20 protein-coding genes are annotated in these 17,589 nt (G+C 65.0%); 8 read left to right on the top strand and 12 right to left on the bottom strand.

From position 1 onward, the window contains the following. Nucleotides 1-5 precede the first annotated feature (5 nt). The 9 genes from accD to radC all read right to left on the bottom strand — a co-directional run bounded on the left by accD (nucleotide 6) and on the right by radC (nucleotide 7,231). Nucleotides 6-857: an acetyl-CoA carboxylase, carboxyltransferase subunit beta gene (gene accD, locus OIK40_RS02830; RefSeq protein ID WP_273676016.1), complete on the bottom strand. Its 852-nt coding sequence runs from the start codon at nucleotides 855-857 to the stop codon at nucleotides 6-8. 4 nt (nucleotides 858-861) lie between these two features. Continuing rightward, a complete protein-coding gene (gene trpA, locus OIK40_RS02825) occupies nucleotides 862-1,647 on the bottom strand; it encodes a tryptophan synthase subunit alpha (RefSeq protein ID WP_273676014.1) in 786 nt (261 codons plus the stop codon). Further along, nucleotides 1,644-2,858: a tryptophan synthase subunit beta gene (gene trpB, locus OIK40_RS02820; protein ID WP_273676013.1), complete on the bottom strand. Its 1,215-nt coding sequence runs from the start codon at nucleotides 2,856-2,858 to the stop codon at nucleotides 1,644-1,646. The genes trpA and trpB overlap by 4 nt, the downstream gene beginning before the upstream one ends. Further along, nucleotides 2,855-3,487 (bottom strand): phosphoribosylanthranilate isomerase, encoded by a 633-nt coding sequence (locus tag OIK40_RS02815; RefSeq protein WP_273676011.1) that lies wholly within the window; start codon nucleotides 3,485-3,487, stop codon nucleotides 2,855-2,857. The genes trpB and OIK40_RS02815 overlap by 4 nt, the downstream gene beginning before the upstream one ends. Nucleotides 3,488-3,497: 10 nt before the next feature. Beyond that, complete coding sequence (locus OIK40_RS02810; protein ID WP_273676009.1) at nucleotides 3,498-4,004, bottom strand: GNAT family N-acetyltransferase; 507 nt, start codon at nucleotides 4,002-4,004, stop codon at nucleotides 3,498-3,500. Next, a complete protein-coding gene (gene pyrF / locus OIK40_RS02805) occupies nucleotides 4,001-4,675 on the bottom strand; it encodes an orotidine-5'-phosphate decarboxylase (RefSeq protein WP_273676007.1) in 675 nt (224 codons plus the stop codon). The genes OIK40_RS02810 and pyrF overlap by 4 nt, the downstream gene beginning before the upstream one ends. Beyond that, nucleotides 4,672-5,040, bottom strand: coding sequence for a LapA family protein (locus OIK40_RS02800; protein WP_273676005.1), 369 nt, complete (start codon nucleotides 5,038-5,040; stop codon nucleotides 4,672-4,674). The genes pyrF and OIK40_RS02800 overlap by 4 nt, the downstream gene beginning before the upstream one ends. 76 nt (nucleotides 5,041-5,116) lie before the next feature. Next, a complete protein-coding gene (gene purB / locus OIK40_RS02795) occupies nucleotides 5,117-6,427 on the bottom strand; it encodes an adenylosuccinate lyase (RefSeq protein WP_273676003.1) in 1,311 nt (436 codons plus the stop codon). Nucleotides 6,428-6,496: 69 nt separating this feature from the next. Then, nucleotides 6,497-7,231, bottom strand: a complete 735-nt coding sequence (radC, locus tag OIK40_RS02790) for a RadC family protein (protein WP_273676001.1) — start codon at nucleotides 7,229-7,231, stop codon at nucleotides 6,497-6,499. Nucleotides 7,232-7,304: 73 nt separating this feature from the next. Between radC and OIK40_RS02785 the strand changes: the two genes are divergently transcribed. From OIK40_RS02785 to OIK40_RS02750, 8 genes are all read left to right on the top strand, one after another. Further along, complete coding sequence (locus OIK40_RS02785) at nucleotides 7,305-10,499, top strand: intermembrane phospholipid transport protein YdbH family protein (protein ID WP_273675999.1); 3,195 nt, start codon at nucleotides 7,305-7,307, stop codon at nucleotides 10,497-10,499. A 71-nt stretch (nucleotides 10,500-10,570) separates the two neighbouring features. Beyond that, a complete protein-coding gene (locus tag OIK40_RS02780; RefSeq protein WP_273675997.1) occupies nucleotides 10,571-10,771 on the top strand; it encodes a YnbE family lipoprotein in 201 nt (66 codons plus the stop codon). 29 nt (nucleotides 10,772-10,800) lie between these two features. Then, complete coding sequence (locus OIK40_RS02775; RefSeq protein ID WP_273675996.1) at nucleotides 10,801-11,181, top strand: YdbL family probable chaperone protein; 381 nt, start codon at nucleotides 10,801-10,803, stop codon at nucleotides 11,179-11,181. 140 nt (nucleotides 11,182-11,321) lie between these two features. Continuing rightward, the gene (locus OIK40_RS02770) at nucleotides 11,322-11,657 is read left to right on the top strand and encodes an AtpZ/AtpI family protein (RefSeq protein ID WP_273675994.1); all 336 of its coding nucleotides are present in this window, start codon (nucleotides 11,322-11,324) and stop codon (nucleotides 11,655-11,657) included. 82 nt (nucleotides 11,658-11,739) lie between these two features. Next, nucleotides 11,740-12,534: a F0F1 ATP synthase subunit A gene (locus OIK40_RS02765; RefSeq protein ID WP_273675992.1), complete on the top strand. Its 795-nt coding sequence runs from the start codon at nucleotides 11,740-11,742 to the stop codon at nucleotides 12,532-12,534. A gap of 67 nt (nucleotides 12,535-12,601) precedes the next feature. After that, nucleotides 12,602-12,829 (top strand): F0F1 ATP synthase subunit C, encoded by a 228-nt coding sequence (locus OIK40_RS02760; RefSeq protein ID WP_273675991.1) that lies wholly within the window; start codon nucleotides 12,602-12,604, stop codon nucleotides 12,827-12,829. Between the two features lie 70 nt (nucleotides 12,830-12,899). After that, on the top strand, nucleotides 12,900-13,394 hold the full coding sequence (locus OIK40_RS02755) for a F0F1 ATP synthase subunit B family protein (protein WP_273675989.1): 495 nt from the start codon (nucleotides 12,900-12,902) through the stop codon (nucleotides 13,392-13,394). Further along, a complete protein-coding gene (locus OIK40_RS02750) occupies nucleotides 13,387-13,917 on the top strand; it encodes a F0F1 ATP synthase subunit B family protein (protein ID WP_273675987.1) in 531 nt (176 codons plus the stop codon). Before OIK40_RS02755 ends, OIK40_RS02750 begins: the two co-directional genes overlap by 8 nt. 63 nt (nucleotides 13,918-13,980) lie before the next feature. Here OIK40_RS02750 and OIK40_RS02745 read toward each other — a convergent pair whose 3' ends face one another. The 3 genes from OIK40_RS02745 to rpsA form a co-directional block, all read right to left on the bottom strand. Continuing rightward, entirely contained in the window at nucleotides 13,981-14,961 is a 981-nt protein-coding gene (locus OIK40_RS02745; RefSeq protein WP_273675986.1) for an NADPH:quinone oxidoreductase family protein, read from the bottom strand. Nucleotides 14,962-14,965: 4 nt separating this feature from the next. Continuing rightward, entirely contained in the window at nucleotides 14,966-15,721 is a 756-nt protein-coding gene (gene gloB / locus OIK40_RS02740; protein ID WP_273675985.1) for a hydroxyacylglutathione hydrolase, read from the bottom strand. Nucleotides 15,722-15,830: 109 nt separating this feature from the next. Continuing rightward, entirely contained in the window at nucleotides 15,831-17,540 is a 1,710-nt protein-coding gene (gene rpsA / locus OIK40_RS02735) for a 30S ribosomal protein S1 (RefSeq protein ID WP_273675984.1), read from the bottom strand. Nucleotides 17,541-17,589 lie beyond the last annotated feature (49 nt).

Below are 17,589 nucleotides of genomic sequence, written 5' to 3'. Positions count from 1 at the left end.
GCGGGTTACGCCGCCTTCACGGGTTGCAGATAGTCGAGCACCGTCGCCAGCGTCGCCTTCAGCTCGCGGCGCGGCACCACCATGTCGACCATGCCGTGCTTGTGCAGGTACTCGGCGCGCTGGAAGCCTTCGGGCAGCTGTTCGCGGATCGTGTCCTGAATTACGCGCTGGCCTGCGAAGCCGATGAGCGCGCCCGGCTCGGCAATGTGGATGTCGCCGAGCATGGCATAGCTCGCCGTCACCCCGCCGGTGGTGGGGTCGGTCAGCACGACGATATAGGGGAGGCCCGCCTGCTTGAGGCGGCGGGTCATCACCGTCGCGCGCGGCATCTGCATGAGGGACAGAATGCCCTCCTGCATGCGCGCACCGCCAGCGGCGGTCACCACGACATAGGCGCAACCGCGATCCAGCGCCTTCTGCGCGCCCTCGCAGAAAGCCTGACCCACGGCCATGCCCATCGATCCGCCCATGAAGCTGAAATCCTGCACGCCGACCACCGCGGGGCGGTTCGCAATAGTGCCCGAGCCGACCACGAAGGCATCTTCATGCGGGTTCGCGGCGCGTGCAGCCTTCAGACGATCAGTGTATTTCTTTGTGTCCTTGAACTGCAACGGGTCTTCGGTGACCTTGGGCAGGGGCAGCACCTCGAAGCCCGGATCGAGCAGCAGCGCCAGCCGCGCGTCGGCCCCGATGCGGCCATGATGCTCGCATTTCGGGCAGACCGAAAGGTTCGCCTCGTATTCCTGCACGAACAGCATTTCCTGACACGACGGGCACTTGATCCACAGATCCTTCTCCGTGGTCTTCTTCTCTTGGGCAAAGCCGAGCGAATTGCGGACGCGGGTGAACCAGTTCATTGCTTTAGTCCTGTCGGGCGGTGTGCACCGCCTGTGCGAGAGCCGAAGTCAGCTCCCTTAGCTTGGCCGGAGCCTCGGCGCCATACTCGCCGCAGATTTCAACGAGTGCCGAGCCGACAACGACGCCGTCGGCGACCTTAGCGATGGCTGCCGCCTGTTCAGGCGTGCGCACGCCGAAGCCGACCGCGACGGGGAGGTCGCTGGACTGCTTGATGCGCGCGACATTGGCCTCGATGCTCTCGATCTGCGCCTGCTGCTTGCCGGTGATCCCGGCGACCGAGACGTAGTAGAGGAACCCTTCCGAGCCAGCGAGCACCTGCGGCAGACGCGCTGCATCGGTGGTGGGGGTGGCAAGTCGGATCGGGGCAACTCCGAACTCGCGCAAAGTCGGACCCAAGGCATCGTCTTCCTCGGGGGGAATATCGACGCAGATGACACCATCGACACCCGCTGCGGCACATTGGCTGCCAAACCACTCCGGGCCGCGGCGCACCATAGGGTTGGCGTAGCCCATCAGGACCAGCGGCACATCCTTGTGGCGCTCGCGGAACTCGAAAGCGATTTTGAACACATCATGCGTCGTCGTGCCTGCGCCGAGCGAGCGCAGATTTGCCGCTTGAATCGCGGGGCCATCGGCCATCGGATCGGTGAAGGGCATGCCGAGCTCGATCACATCCGCCCCGGCTTCCACCAGCGCATCGAGATTGGCCGCAGTGTCGCCATCGCCCGCGGTGATGAAGCAGACGAGCGCGGGTGCCGACTTTCCGAAAGCCGCAGCGAACCGGCTCACAGCTCGACCCCCAGACGCTCCGCGACGGTGAAGATGTCCTTGTCCCCGCGCCCGCACAGGTTGGCGAGGATGATGCTGTCCTTGGGCATCGTCGGCGCGACCTTCTTCACCGCCGCGATGGCGTGCGAGGGCTCCAGCGCAGGGATGATCCCCTCGGTCGCACACAGCAGTTGGAAGGCGTCCAGCGCCTCCTCGTCGGTGACGGCGGTGTAATCGACGCGGCCGCTTTCCTTGAGCCACGCGTGCTCTGGGCCGATGCCGGGGTAATCGAGGCCGGCGCTGATCGAGTGGCCCTCGGTGATCTGGCCATCCTCGTCCTGCAACAGATAGGTGCGGTTGCCGTGGAGCACGCCGGGGGTGCCGCCCAGCAGGCTCGCGGCGTGTTCGTCACCATCGAGGCCGTGGCCCGCCGCTTCGACGCCGAGCATCTTCACGGTGGGATCATCGAGGAAGGGATGGAACAGCCCCAGCGCGTTCGACCCGCCGCCGATTGCCGCGACCAGCAGGTCGGGCAGGCGTCCGGTGCGGTCAAGCATCTGCGCGCGGGCTTCCTTGCCGATCACGCTCTGGAAGTTGCGCACCATCTCGGGGTAGGGGTGAGGGCCGGCTGCGGTGCCGATGATGTAGAAGGTGTCGTGGACGTTTGCGACCCAGTCGCGCAGGCCTTCGTTCATCGCGTCCTTCAGCGTCGCCCCGCCGCTGGTGACGGGGACGACTTCCGCGCCCAAGAGCTTCATGCGGAACACGTTGGGCGACTGCCGCTTCACGTCCTCGGCGCCCATGTAGATCACGCAAGGCAGGCCGAAGCGCGCGCAGACCGTCGCCGTCGCCACCCCGTGCTGGCCCGCGCCGGTCTCGGCGATGATGCGGGTCTTGCCCATGCGGATCGCGAGCAGGATCTGGCCGATGCAATTGTTGATCTTGTGCGCGCCGGTGTGGTTGAGCTCGTCGCGCTTGAACCACACCTGCGCGCCGCCGAGTTCTTCTGTGAGGCGCGGGGCGAAATAGAGCGGCGAGGGACGACCGACGTAATGCTCCAGCAGATCGTCGAACTCCGCCTGAAACGCGGGGTCAGCCTGCGCTGCGCGGTATTCGCGCTCGAGATCGAGCACTAGCGGCATCAGCGTCTCGGCGACATAGCGTCCGCCGAACTGGCCGAAATGGCCGCGCTCGTCCGGAAGGTTGCGGAAGGAATTGAGAGGTGTGTTCATATCCGGGTCGCTTTGCAGAAGGCCGCGATCTTGTCCACGTCCTTGATACCGGGGGAACGCTCGAGCCCCGAAGATGTATCCACCAGCGGCGCGCCCGTCAGCCGGATCGCCTCGGCAACGTTCGCGGGGGTCAGCCCTCCGGCGAGGCCCCAGGCAAGCGGTGCGTCCCATCCGGAGAGCAGGCTCCAGTCGAAGCGCGTGCCGTTACCGCCGGGCAGTGCAGAGGCTGGCGCGTCGAGCAGCACGCGGTCGGCCGCCCCGCGGAAGGTCCCAGCATCGGCAAGGCTGGCAGCGTCCCTCACCGCCAGCGCGCGCCATGCTTCAAGGCCGGTGTCGGCGCGAAAGCGGGCAAGAGCGTCGGGTGTCTCGCTTCCATGGAACTGAACCACGTCCGGGTGCACCTCGCGCACCGCATCGGCCAGCACATCGGGCGAAGGGTTCACCAGCAGCAGCACCGCCTTGACTTGCGCTGGCACTAACGCCCGCAGCCCTGCCGCATCCGCCAGCGAAAGGTGACGCGGGCTCTTGGGGAAATGCACGAAGCCGACATGGCTTGCCCCGGCCTGCACGGCTGCGGCGAGGGTTTGGGGCGTCGATATCCCGCAGATCTTGACGAGGGTGCCAGCCATGTGCGCCGCCTTACGCGGGGGAGAGCGGCTTTTCCAGCACCGCGAAGGTGATTGGCGGATCGCGGGGGACGGGGAAGGGGCGGGTTTCGCCAGTGCGCGCATAGCCGCGCCGTTCGTACCACGCGATCAACGTATCGCGGCTGTCGATCACGGTCATCTCCATCGCTGCGATGCCGTGGGCGCGGGCATGATCTTCCGCTGCGTTGAGCAATTGCCGACCGACGCCCGCCGATTGCAGGGTCGGCTCGACGCAGAGCATCCCGAGATAGGCGAGGCTTGCATCCTTGCGGGTCACCGCGACACAGCCGATCAGCGTGTCGCCGTCGCGCGCTGTCAGGATCGTGACCGCAGGATTGGCCAGCAGCGCTTCAAGCTCGCCCGGTGCGATGCGTTCATCATCGAGAATGTCCGCCTCGTGATTCCACCCCTGACGCGCCGAATCGCCGCGATAGGCGGCTTCGAGCAGAGCCTTTAGAGCAGGGGCATCCGCGATGGACGCCGTCGTAACTGCGATCAAAGCGTCGCCTCGATCGCGCGGGCTGCCGCTTCAGGGTCTTCGGCGCGGCTGATCGGACGGCCAATCACCAGCACGCTCGCCCCGTTGTCGCGTGCCTGACGCGGGGTGACGACGCGCTTCTGGTCACCGGTGCCGTTTCCGGCCGGGCGCAGGCCGGGGACAACGAAGTAGCCGTCGCGCCATGCCTTGCGCACCATGCCGACTTCCTGTCCCGAACACACGATCCCGTCGAGGCCCGCCGCATGGGCAAGCTCCGCCAGCCGCATTACTTGCGTTTCGGCACTGCCATAAACACCGGTGGCGGTCAGGTCGTTTGCGTCGAGGCTGGTGAGCATCGTTACCGCCACCACCTTGCAGCCCTCGGCCGCAGCGGCCTTGGCATCCTCCATCATCGCGCGCCCGCCGCTGGCGTGGACGGTGACAATCGCGGGCTGATAGACATGAATCGCCTGCATCGCTGCGGCGACGGTGTTGGGGATGTCGTGGAACTTGAGGTCGAGGAAGATCGGCAGTCCCAGATGCGCGATCTCGTGCACCCCGTGCGCGCCGTGGGCACAGAAGAATTCAAGGCCCAGCTTGACCCCGCCGATATGCGCCTTGACCTTGCTGACCAGTGCCTTTGCCGCATCGAGCTGCGGCACGTCGAGCGCGAGATAGACCGGGTTGCTCACTTCGCGCCTCCATCGGCGGGCGATAGGAGATCCGGGGATTCTCCCGCTTTTGTCCCGGCCTTATCCACAGGGGTGTTCACGGGAGCGGCACTTGCCTGCGGTTCATGGTGGCGCGCCAGTGCGGTGGTTTTGAGCGAGTTTTCCAGCGCCTTCACGCGGCGGTTAAGTCCCCACTTCACGCTGAGGTGGTATGTCCACAGCGGCAGAAACCCGAGCGCGAAGGCAAGCAGCGCCAGCACCGGCAGTTTGGTTTCCATCACGAGGTTCTGCCACAGCGTCACCTCCACAGGTTTCCAGTTGTAGATCGCGAAGATCAGGAACGCCAAAGCCGCGATGGCCCAGATCATGGTGCGAAGGATCTTCACGAGCCGCGTTCCTCCCGATAGCGCGTTGAATGGCCGAGCCTAGGCGATTTGCCGTCCTTGTCCAGCATCGCCCGCGTCAACCGAACACCCGCGCGAAGATCGTGTCGACGTGCTTGAAATGGTAGCCGAGGTCGAATTTCTCCTCGAGCTCCGCAGGCGACAGTGCTGCGGTGACGTCGGGATCGGCCTTTAGCAGTTCAAGCAGCGACAGCGCACCGTCCGATTCCCACACCTTCATCGCGTTCCTCTGTACCAGCCGATAGGCATCGTCGCGGGTGAGACCGGCCTGGGTCAGCGCCAGCAGCACGCGCTGCGAGTGGATAAGCCCGCCCATACGGTTGAGGTTCTTCTCCATCCGTTCGGGATAGACCAGCAGCTTGTCGACCACGCCGGTCAGCCGCGCGAGGGCGAAGTCGAGCGTGATGGTGGCGTCGGGGCCGATGAAACGCTCGACCGATGAGTGCGAGATGTCGCGCTCGTGCCACAGCGCGACATTCTCCAGCGCGGGCAGGGCATAGGCGCGGATCATGCGTGCTTGTCCGGTGAGGTTTTCGGTGAGGATCGGGTTGCGCTTGTGCGGCATGGCGCTCGACCCCTTCTGGCCGGGCGAGAAATATTCCTCGGCCTCCAGCACCTCGGTACGCTGCAAGTGGCGGATCTCCACCGCAATGCGCTCAATGCTGCCCGCGATCACTGCCAGTGTTGCGAAATACATCGCGTGGCGATCGCGCGGGATAACCTGGGTCGAGACTGGCTCGACCGCGAGGCCGAGCTGTTCGGCAACATAGGCCTCGACCTGCGGATCGACATTGGCGAAGGTGCCCACCGCGCCGGAAATGGCGCAGGTGGCAATTTCCGCACGCGCCGCCACCAGCCGCGCGCGGCAGCGGTCGAACTCGGCATAGGCCTGCGCGAGCTTGAGGCCGAAGGTCACCGGCTCGGCATGGATGCCGTGGCTGCGGCCGATGGTCGGAGTATATTTGTGCTCCTCCGCCCGCTTGCGGATCGCGGCGAGCAGCGCGTCCATGTCTTCCAGCAGGAGGTCGCTCGCCCGCGCCAGCTGCACCGAGAGCGTGGTGTCGAGCACGTCGGAGCTGGTCATGCCCTGGTGCATGAAGCGGGCTTCCTCGCCGACCTCGCGCGCCACCCAGTCGAGAAAGGCGATGACGTCATGCTTGGTCACCGCCTCGATCGCGTCGATCGCTTCGACGTCGATCTTCGGGTTCGTCGCCCACCAGTCCCACAATGCCTTGGCCGCAGACTGCGGCACGACGCCGAGATCGGCAAGCTTCTGGGTCGCGTGCGCCTCGATCTCGAACCAGATGCGGTATTTCGCTTCCGGCTCCCATAGAGCGGTCATTTGCGGGCGGGCATAGCGGGGGACCATCGGGCGGCTCCGTGTGATGGGTCGAACGTCGCCGAGCGGCTAGGCGGGCAGGGGCGCGAAGGCAAGCCGCTAGATAAGGCCTTTCGACCGCAAGCTGGTGTGCCCCTCGCGTCCGATGATGACGTGATCGTGCACCGTCACCCCCAGCAGCCGTCCGGCTTCGGCGATGCGCTGGGTGATCTGGATGTCGGCGCGGCTGGGTTCGGGCGAGCCGGAAGGGTGGTTGTGGACAAGGATCATCGCACTCGCGCCCACATCCATTGCCCGGCGGATCACCTCGCGCGGGTGGATTGCTGCCTCGTCAATCGAACCGTCGCCAAGGTGGTGATCCTCGATCAGGCGGTTGCGGGTGTCGAGATAGAGGATGCGCACGCGCTCAACCGTCAGATGCGCCATGTCGGTGGTAAGATAGTCGATCAGCGCCTGCCAGCTGCCCAGCACCGGCTTCTTGACGATTTCCCCGCGGGTCATCCGGCGCGCGGCAAGGGCAACCGCTTTCAGAGAGGCTGCGCTGTTTTCGCCCACGCCCTTGACCCGCTGCAGCGCCTTGGGATCGGCATTCAGCGCACCTGCCAGACTGCCGAACTGGGCAATCAGCGTCTTGGCGATCGGTTTGGTATCGCCACGCGGGATGGCGGCGAACAGCAGGTATTCCAGCACCTCGTAATCTGCCAGCGCCTCGGCCCCGCCGGTCAGCAGTCGTTCGCGCAGCCGCGCGCGATGACCCGCCCCGGCGCTCTTGCCCGCGTCGGCAGCGGGGCGCGGCCCCTCGCCAAAATCGAATCCGTCTTCAGCTCCCGGCAATGCGACCCCCGGCAGGAGTTGATCCCGCTCTTTCATTGCCTTTGGGCGGCGATGGGCGCAAGGGTGACGAGCAATGGCGGTGCCTGAAACGCAAGACGAATTTTCTCCGCTAGCTGCGCGTGCCCGCCAGTGGCCTCGCCGGTGGCGCACCCGAATCGGGCTCGGCAGCGCTGTACTGGCGCTTGCTGCGGGCAGTGCTGCGTGGTTGGACCGCGATCGGATCGCGGGCGATTTCATCGACGATTATCTGACCGAAAACGGCGTCCCCGCCACCTATGACATCGTCGCCATCGGCCCGCGCACGCAGGTGATCGAAAATCTGGTGGTTGGCGATCCGGCGCGGCCCGATCTCACCGCGCGGCGATTGGTCGTGGAACTGGGCGTCGGCTGGGCGGGTCCGGAGGTTCGGCGGGTGCAGCTCGACGGTGCGCGAATCTTTGGCAGCTATACAGGGGGCAAGCTGAGCCTCGGCACACTCGATCCGCTGGTGTTCACGGATGGCGAGCAGCCACCCGCGCTGCCCGCAATCGACATCGCGCTGAACGATGCCCGCGCGCTGGTGGAAAGCGATTACGGCGCAGTCGCGGTGAAGCTGGATGGGGCGGGGCGGCTGGACGACGGGTTCGCAGGCACGCTTGCCGCTACCGCGCCGGGCATCGGGACACAGGACTGCCGCGCCGAAACCGCAACGCTCTACGGCAAACTCTCGACCGCGGGCGGGGTGCCGCTGCTGAACGGGCCTTTGCGGCTGGGCGGGGTCGCTTGCGCCGGGACGAGCCTTGCCGCGGCGAATATCGGCACCCGTTTGACCCTCGCTCGCGATTTCGCCGGCGCCGAGGGCGATTTCCGCATCGATGGCAGTGGCCTTGGCTACGACACGCTGACCGGAGAAGGGATCGGCGGAACCGGCAAGCTCACCTGGTCGGAGAAGGGGCTGGTGATCGCTCATGATCTTGCGCTGACAGGGATTGCCGCGCCGCAGGCGCGCGTTGCGCAGCTGACTGCTGACGGGACGTGGCGGAGCGGGAGCGATGCCGTAAGCGGCGCTTGGCAGGGGCGTGTCCGGGGCCAGGGACTGGAGGCCGCCGACTCGCTTGCAACGCCGTTGCTGCAGGCGGCAGGCGGCGTCGACGGCACATTGCTTGCTCCGCTGCTAGCCAAGGCGCGCGGCGGATTGGCGCGGGCGCTTTCCGGAGCGGATTTCGCCGCCGAGGCGATGCTTCGCAGCAAGCCGGACGGGATGACGCTGACGATCCCGGAAGCCGCGATTTCAACCGCGGAAGGCGAGCGGGTTCTGGCCCTTTCGCAGGTCAGCGCGGGGGTCATTGAGGGCGCACTCACAGGTTTGCGCGGCAACGTGCTGGCAGGCGGGGCAGGGTTACCGAGCCTCAACGGACGGATGGAGCAAACGGCGGGCGGCGGCTGGGCGCTGCGTCTGGCGATGGCCGAATATCGCGTTGGCGATGACCGGCTGGCGATCCCGCGACTGTCCTTGCGGCAGGATCGCGGCGGGGCGTTGCGTTTTGAAGGCCTGATCACGGCGAGCGGTGCCTTGCCCGGCGGGATGGTGAGCGGGCTGGAAGTGCCACTGGAAGGAAATTGGTCGGCCACACGCGGGCTGGCTCTGGGCACACGCTGCACACCGCTGCGGTTCCGCTCTCTGGCGCTGTCGGGACTTGCACTCGAAGGGCAGGAAGTCACGCTTTGTCCCGATGGGGATGCGCCGTTGCTTGCATTTGGCGACAGCCTAACGCTTGCTGCGCGCAGCGGGCCGCTGGCGCTTAATGGCGCGCTGGGTGAAAGCCCTGCCAGCCTTGCCGCCGAAAGCCTTGTCCTGCGCTATCCCGAGCCTTTCTCGCTCGACGGTGTGACGGCCCGGATCGGCGCGGCCGGAAGCGCAACCCGGCTGACCGCGGCCAGCCTCACCGGTAATATAGCGGGCGAGATTGCGGGCGGTTTCATCGGCGGTACGGCGCAGATGGACGCGGTGCCGATGGATCTTGCCGCGATGACAGGGCGCTGGTCCTTTGCCGACGGCGTGCTGAAGATCGAGGACGGGGCCTTCACTTTGACCGATCGTCCGCCCCAAGGCCCGGCGCGATTCGTGCCGCTTGCCGCACGCGGTGCCTCGCTGACGCTGGTCGACGGGGGAATCCGCGCCCGCGCCAGCCTGCGTCATCCCGCGTTAGACCGGCTGGTGGCCGAAGTGGCCGTCACCCACGATCTTTCCACTGCTGTGGGCGGAGCGCGCCTGTCGGTGCCCGGCCTGATGTTCGACAAAGCCATGCAACCCGAGGATTTGTCCTATCTGGCCGAAGATCTGATTGTCTTCGCAGACGGCACGATCACGGGCGAGGGCCGGATCGACTGGCGGGGCGACGACATTACCAGCAGCGGCGTGTTCGCCAGCAACGGCTTCGATTTCGCCGCGCCCTTCGGTCCGGTCCGCGGCCTTGAGGGACAAGTGGTGTTCACCGATCTCGTCAACCTCACCACCGCACCCGATCAGGAATTGACCATCGCCGCGATCAATCCCGGGATCGAGGTGCTGGCGGGCAAGGTGCGCTTCACACTGCGCGATGGAACCTTGCTGCGGCTGGAGGACGCGCGCTTTCCTTTCATGGGCGGCGAATTGGTGATGCGCCCGCTGATGATGGATTTCTCCAAGCCGGAGGAACGCCGTTACATCTTTGAGATCATCGGGCTCGATGCCGCGCGCTTCGTAGCGCAGATGGAACTGACCAATCTTGCCGCCACCGGGACTTTCGACGGAACCGTGCCGATCATCTTCGACGCTGATGGCAATGGCCGGATCGAACGCGGCCTGCTGCTCAGCCGCGAGGGCGGGGGCAATGTCGCCTATATCGGGGAGCTGACCTACGAGGATCTGGGCGCGATGGGCAATTATGCCTTCTCGGCGCTGCGCTCGCTCGATTACCGCCAGATGAGCGTCGGTCTCAACGGCAGTCTTGGCGGCGAGATCATCACCAATTTCGATTTCGACGGCGTGCGGCAGGGCGCAGGCACCAGCCAGAACTTCGTCACCCGCCGGATCGCCAAGCTGCCGATCCGCTTCAAGATCAATGTCCGGTCGGAGAATTTCTACGAACTGGCGACCATGGTCAGATCGTTCTGGGATGTCGATTACCTCGGCAATCCGGTCGATCGCGGCTTGCTGAGGACCGAAAACGGCCGCTTCGTCCCGGCCAATCGCGCCAATCCGGTGTCCTCACCCGTTCAACCTCCTGAAAGCGAAAGCCAGCCATGATGCACCATCAATTGACCGCGCCGGAACGCGCTGCCACATCCCTTGCATCGAAAAGGCAGGGGGCAGCGCCAATGGGGCGGCGAGGAAACGGAACGGCCGGAAGCGTGATGGCGGCGGCGATCCTTTCGGCAGGTCTGGGCGGATGCATCAACATCGCCGCACCCGACGAGCCGATCGTGATCGAGCTCAACATCAATATCCGGCAGGAAGTGATTTACCGGCTGGCCGAGGATGCGGCCAACACGATCGACGAGAACGCGGATATTTTCTGAGCATGTATTCGCGACCAGGAGGAATGAAGATGCGCAACGCAGTTTTTGCCGGATTGGTCGCCGTGGCGGCGATCGGCATGGCGGCCGCCCCGGCGCTGGCCCAGCGCGATCCGGCCTATGCCGCGGCGCGCGCGGCGGGCAAGGTGGGCGAAAAGCCCGACGGCTATCTCGGTATCGTCGGTAACGCCGACCCTGCGCTTCAGCGGCTGGTCGACAATATCAATATCAAGCGCAAGGCAATCTATTCCGAAAAAGCGCTTGAAAACAAGGCGACGCCCGAAGCCTATGCGCTGACCGCCGGTTGTCAGGCGATCGCCCGCACCGTGCCGGGCGAGAAATACATGGCGCCCGACGGCAGCTGGCAGACGCGTACCGGCGCCCCGCCGATCCGCGACCCGCGCTGTCCCTAGGTCGATCCCGCAGCTTTTCGCAACTGCACAAACTCGGCCCGCGTGATGTTGACACGTATGTGCCCCCCTTCTAAGGGGGCGGCGCCCTCGGCGGGCACCTTGCTGCGCGTGCCTTGTCCTACCTCTTTCGGGATATTGGCATGAGCGACGAGAAACCCGCCCGAGAACCCATCGTCGAGGATGCGCGGATCGATGCGCTCGAAGCGCGGCTCAAGGCTGCTCGCGAGCGTGAAGAACAGCGCAACCGGCCGAAGGTGCAGGGGACCGACGCGAATTACCGCAGCGGTAACCGCGCTCTGGCCAGCCTTCTCGGTGGGGTGATCGGTGGTCTGGTTATCGGCTTTGCGGTGGATTCGCTGGCCGGGACCGCGCCCTGGGGCCTGTTGGTCGGTCTGTTCCTCGGAACCGCGTCGGCCTTCAGAAGCATCATCCTTGCGGCGAATACGCGCCCCGGGGAGCCGTCTGACGGGGATTGAGGGGCGATTTCGCCCGTTTTGACCCCCTTTTAGGCTGCTTTAGGGGCGTGTTTCATGTGAAACATTTAAGGACCGACAGATCGTGGCAGCCGAAGAAGGCAAGGTCGATCCGATGAAGCAGTTCACCATCGAGCCCCTGATGGGCTCCGATGGCTGGCAACTGGCTGACGGGTTCAACATCGCATTCACCAATTCCGCCCTGTGGATGGCGATCACCGCGATTCTGGTGACGGTTTTCGTCGCCGGCGGCATGAAGCGTCAGGTGGTGCCGGGTCGCTGGCAGATGGCTGTCGAAACCTTGACCGGTTTCATCGACGATCTGCTCGAAGCCAATATCGGCAAGGCCGGGCGCAAGTACGTCCCCTACATCTTTACCCTTTTCATGTTTATCCTGTTCGGGAACCTCCTCGGCCTCGTGCCGGTCGGCGTGATCCCCGGGGTGCATGCCTTCACCTTTACCAGCCATTTCTCGGTCACCGGGGTGCTGGCGATCCTCAGCTTCTCGATCGTCCTGATCGTCGGCTTCGCCAAGCACGGGCTGCACTTCTTCTCGCTGTTCGTGCCCAAGGATACGCCGTTCCTGATGGCGATTTTCATCGCCCCGATCGAATTCGTGTCCTTCATGGTGCGCCCCTTCAGCCTCGCGCTGCGGCTGTTCGTCGCGATGATGGCTGGCCACGTACTGCTCAAAGTGCTGGCGAGCTTCGTTATCGCCGGCGGCGGTGCGGGCCCGGTGCTCGGCGCGGCGGTTGGCATCCCCAGCTTCATTCTGATGGTTGCGATCAGCGCGCTCGAAATCCTGGTTGCAGGCATTCAGGCCTACGTTTTCGCGCTGCTGACCTCGCTCTACATCAACGACGCGGAAAACCTTCACTGAGCCGTCCTTCGGGACGTTTTACACAACCCTCACCAACCAAAGAATTTTTCTCAAGGAGTTTAATACCATGGACGCTACTGCTGCAGCTCTTCTGGGTGCCGGTTTCGCGGCGATCGGCGCTGGTCTTGCCGCTCTCGGCGTGGGCAACGTGTTCGCTTCGTTCCTCGAAGGCGCACTGCGCAACCCGGGTGCCGCCGACGCCCAGCAGGGCCGCCTGTTCATCGGCTTCGCGGCCGCCGAACTTCTCGGCCTGCTGGCCTTCGTTATCGCCGTCCTGCTGATCTTCAGCAACTAATCGGATGGGCCTGTTGCGCCGGGTGCAGGGGTTGACCTGCGCGCCCGGCGCCCGGCAATGAAGGCGCAAAATGCCCCAGATCGAACAACTTTCCGAGGTTCTGTCCAGTCAGGTCTTCTGGCTGCTGGTGTTCTTCGGCCTCACCTTCCTCGTTGTGGGGTTGGGTATGGTGCCGAAGGTCATGGGCACTGTGGACTTGCGCGACCGTCAGATCGCCGATGATCTCGCTGCGGCGCAGGCCGCTCGCGATGCGGCCGACAGCGAGGAAGAGGCCTGGCGCAAGCGTGAGAACGAAAATCGCGCCGCGGCGCAGGCCGTGATCGCCGAGGCTAAGGCCAAGGCGGCCAAGGCCAGCGAGACCAAGCTCGCCAAGGCACAGGCCAAGCTCGACAAGCAGCTCGCCGAAGCCGAAGCCGGGATCGACGCGGCGCGCGCCAGTGCGATGGCCGAGATCGAAGGCGTCGCCGCCGATGCTGCCCGCGATATCGTCGCCCGCATCGCCGGCACCGAGGTTGAATCCGCCGCCGCCGAGGCCGCGGTCAAGGAGGTGATGGCGCATGGCTAACATTCTCGTTCTGCTCGCCAGCGGGGCCGAGGGCCACGCCGAACCGGCGGTCCTGGGGCTCGATTCGTACCAGTGGGTCGCACTCGCGATGCTGGTGCTTGTCGCGGTGTTCGTCTGGAAGAAGGTTCCCGGGCTGATTACCGGCGGGCTCGATGCCAAGATCGCCGAGATCCGCAAGGCGCTCGACGAAGCCAAGTCGTTGCGCGCCGAGGCCGAGGCTCTGCGTGCCGAATATGCCGCGAAGATTTCCGGCGCCGAAAAGGATGCCGAGGCGATGCTGGCCGGTGCGCGCGAGGAAGCTGACGCGATCCTCGCCAAGGCCGAGGCCGACAGCAAGGTGATGGTCGCCCGTCGTCAGCGTATGGCCGAAGACAAGATCACCGCTGCCGAACGCGCTGCGGTTGCCGAGGTCAAGGCCCGCGCCGTGACGGCCGCTGCTGCCGCCTCGCGCAAGCTCATTGCCGAGCGGCACGACAAGAAGGCCGACAAGAAGCTCGCCGACGAGGTCATCTCCTCGCTCTGAGCACACCAGTTTTCCGGTTGGAGAGGGGGGCGGTCCAACGAGGCCGCCCTTTTCTTTTGCGCCTTAGGCGTCCGGCACGAACACCACCTTGCCCACCAGCTCGCGCCGCGCCATTGCGTCGAACCCTTCGCGCCAGCGGGAAAGGGGCAGGGTACGGTCGATCGCGGGTGTGATGCGACCTTCCTCGGCGAGCCGTGCAATCGCTTGCCTGATCGCCCCGCCACGTTCGGGAAAGCGCCGCGCATATTCTCCGGCGCGCAGCCCGACGATGCTGAAGCCCTTGATCAGCGGAATGTTGGTCGAGATTTCCGCGATCCGCCCCGAGGTGAAGCCCACCACCACCAGCTTGCCGCCGAAGGCGACGCAGCGGGTCGATTCGTCGAACACGTCGCCGCCGACGGGATCGAACACAATGTCGGCGAGATGCCCGTCGGTGATCTCCGCCACCTGTTCGCGGAAGCGCCCTTCGGTGAGGATCACCGCGTCGGAGCGGACGAGGGTGGAGATGCGCGTGACTTTGTCAGCGCTGCCAGTGGTTGCGATGACCTTGGCTCCAAGCGCCCGCGCCAGATCGCAGGCGGCAAGACCAACGCCGCCGCTCGCTCCGTGCACCAGCACCCACTGGCCTTCTTCCAGTCCCCCGAGTTCGACAAGGCCGGTAAAGGCGGTCGAATAGGCTGCTCCCATTGCGGCGGCAGCGGGGAAATCCATGCCCTGAGGCATCGGCGAAAGCTTGTCGGCAGGCACGCAGGCAATCTCGGCAAAGGCGCCGGTCTTGTTGCCGCCCATTACGCGGTCGCCCGGGGCGAAGCCGGTGTCAGATTCGGCCTCCAGCACCTCGCCTGCGAATTCCAGCCCGCTGGTGAACGGCACCCCGGGTTTGAACTGGTAATCCCCCCGCGTCATCAGCAGGTCGGGGAAATTGAGCGAGGCGGCGTGTACCTTAACCAGCACCTCGCCCGGCGTGCGGACAGGTGCGGGGAGGTCAGCCAGCTCCACGCCGGACAGATCGTCCGACAGCCGTTCGACCCTGAGGGCCTGCATGGTGCTAGAAATTGTCCTTGGCCGCCCGCAGCGCCGCGAAGGTTTCGTAAGGTGCAGTCCCGCCCCATTTCGCCATCATCGCCGGATCGTCGGCGCGCAGGAAGGGGTTGGTCGCCAACTCGCGTTCGAGCGTGGTCGGCACCGTCCACTCGTCCCTAGCCCGCTTGGCGGCGATTTCTTCGGCATAGGCGGCCAGTGCCGCATTGTCGGGATCGGCATGCAGCGCGAACTTGGCGTTGGATGCGGTATATTCGTGCGCGCAGTAGAGCAGGGTTTCGGGCGGCAGTGCCTTGAGGCGTTCAAGGCTTCCCCAGAACTGCTTGGGCTCGCCTTCGAACATCCGTCCGCAACCCAGTGCGAACACCGAATCGCCCACGAAAGCGATCCCGGAATCGGCCATGTGATAGGCAATGTGGCCATTGGTGTGGCCCGACACGTCGATCACCTGCGCGCTGTGCGCGCCAAGCTGTACCGTCTCGCCGTGCGCCACGATGCGGTCGATCGGGAACTTGCCCTCGATCTCGGCAGGGCCCGTGATGGTGCAGCCTGTCGCTTCCTGGATCATCGCGTTGCCGCCGGCATGATCGGGGTGCCAATGCGTGTTCCAGATCTGGGTGATGCGCCAGCCCTTGAGATCGGCCTCGCGCAGATATTCCTTGCCGTCGGGCGTATCGATCGCCGCGGTTTCGTGGCTGTCGGTATCGTGGACGAGGTAGCCGTAGTTGTCGCTAAGGCACGGGAACTGATGAACGTATATCATGGACCGGACCTTACGCGCCCTGCCGCAAAGTGAAAAGGCCCGCTTGTCGGAAACAAGCGGGCCTTTCGCGATTTGAAGACGCCCGCCCCGGTGGGCGAGCGCTTCGCTATCAGTCGTCCTTGCGCTTGAGCGCTTCGCCGAGGATGTCGCCGAGCGATGCGCCCGAATCCGACGAACCGAACTGTGCAACGGCTTCCTTTTCTTCGGCGATCTGACGCGCCTTGATCGAGAAGTTCGGCTTCTTCGAACGGTCGAAGCCGATCACCATGGCGTCGATCTTGCTGCCGACCTGGAAGCGGTCCGGACGCTGCTCGTCGCGGTCGCGGCCGAGGTCGCTGCGCTTGATGAAGCCGGTCGCCCCGTCTTCGCCAACCTGAACTTCCAGGCCGCCGTCGCGCACTTCGAGCACGGTGACAGTGACGGTCTGGTTCTTGCGCAGTGCGCCCGCGGTCGAGGCACCTTCAGCCGACGGCGCACCCTTTTCGAGCTGCTTCATGCCGAGGCTGATGCGTTCCTTGTCCACATCGACGTCGAGCACGACGGCCTTGACCATCTCGCCCTTGCGGTGGAGCGCCAGCGCGTCTTCGCCCGAGATGCCCCAGGCGATGTCCGACATGTGCACCATGCCGTCGACGTCGCCGTCGAGGCCGACAAACAGGCCGAATTCGGTCGCGTTCTTGACTTCGCCTTCCACGACCGAACCGATCGGGTGCTTCTCGGCGAATTCTTCCCACGGATTGCGCTGGGCCTGCTTGAGGCCGAGGCTGATGCGACGCTTTTCGCTGTCGACTTCCAGCACCATGACTTCGACTTCCTGCGAGGTCGAGACGATCTTGCCCGGGTGGACGTTCTTCTTGGTCCAGCTCATTTCCGAAACGTGGACGAGGCCTTCGATGCCCGGTTCCAGTTCGACGAAGGCGCCGTATTCGGTGATGTTGGTCACCTGACCCGACAGCTTCATACCGACGGGATACTTGGCGGCAACGCCATCCCACGGATCGCTTTCCAGCTGCTTCATGCCTAGGCTGATGCGCTGGGTGTCGGCGTTGATGCGCACGATCTGCACGGTCACGGTGTCACCGATATTGATGACTTCGCTCGGGTGGTTGACGCGCTTGTAGCTCATGTCGGTGACATGAAGCAGGCCGTCGATGCCGCCGAGGTCGACGAAGGCACCGTAATCGGTGATGTTCTTCACGACGCCATCGATGATCTGACCTTCGGCGAGATCGTTGATCAGTTCGCTGCGCTGTTCGGCGCGGGTTTCTTCCAGCACCGCGCGACGCGAGACGACGATGTTGCCGCGGCGACGGTCCATCTTGAGGATCTGGAAGGGCTGCGGCACGTCCATCAGCGGGGTAACGTCGCGCACCGGACGGATATCGACCTGCGAGCCGGGCAGGAACGCCACGGCGCCGTCGAGGTCGACGGTGAAGCCGCCCTTGACGCGGCCGAAGATGCGGCCTTCGACGCGCTTGCCTTCGCCGAACTCGCTTTCCAGCTTGTCCCAGGCGGCTTCGCGGCGGGCGCGGTCACGCGACAGCATGGCTTCGCCGTCGGCATTCTCGACACGGTCGACATAGACTTCGACTTCGCCGCCGACGGTCAGGCCGTGGTCGTCTTCGCCGCGTGCAAATTCCTTGAGTGCGATGCGGCCTTCGCTCTTGAGGCCGACGTCGATCACGGCATAGCCGTTTTCGATCGCAGTGACGGTGCCCTTTACGACGCGGCCTTCGAAGCCTTCATCGCCGGCGCCGCCGAGCTGTTCGTTGAGAAGCGCCTCGAAATCGGCGCGGGTAGGATTGGCAGTGCTCGCCATAATCTCTCAGAGTCCTGTTTCGTTATGCTACCGGCCACCGGTTTTTCCG

It is taken from the genome of Erythrobacter fulvus, assembly GCF_028595285.1.
GTDB lineage: Bacteria > Pseudomonadota > Alphaproteobacteria > Sphingomonadales > Sphingomonadaceae > Erythrobacter > Erythrobacter fulvus.
The sequence above is the reverse complement of the archived record's forward strand: the minus strand, read 5'-3'. Positions and strand labels throughout refer to the sequence as shown.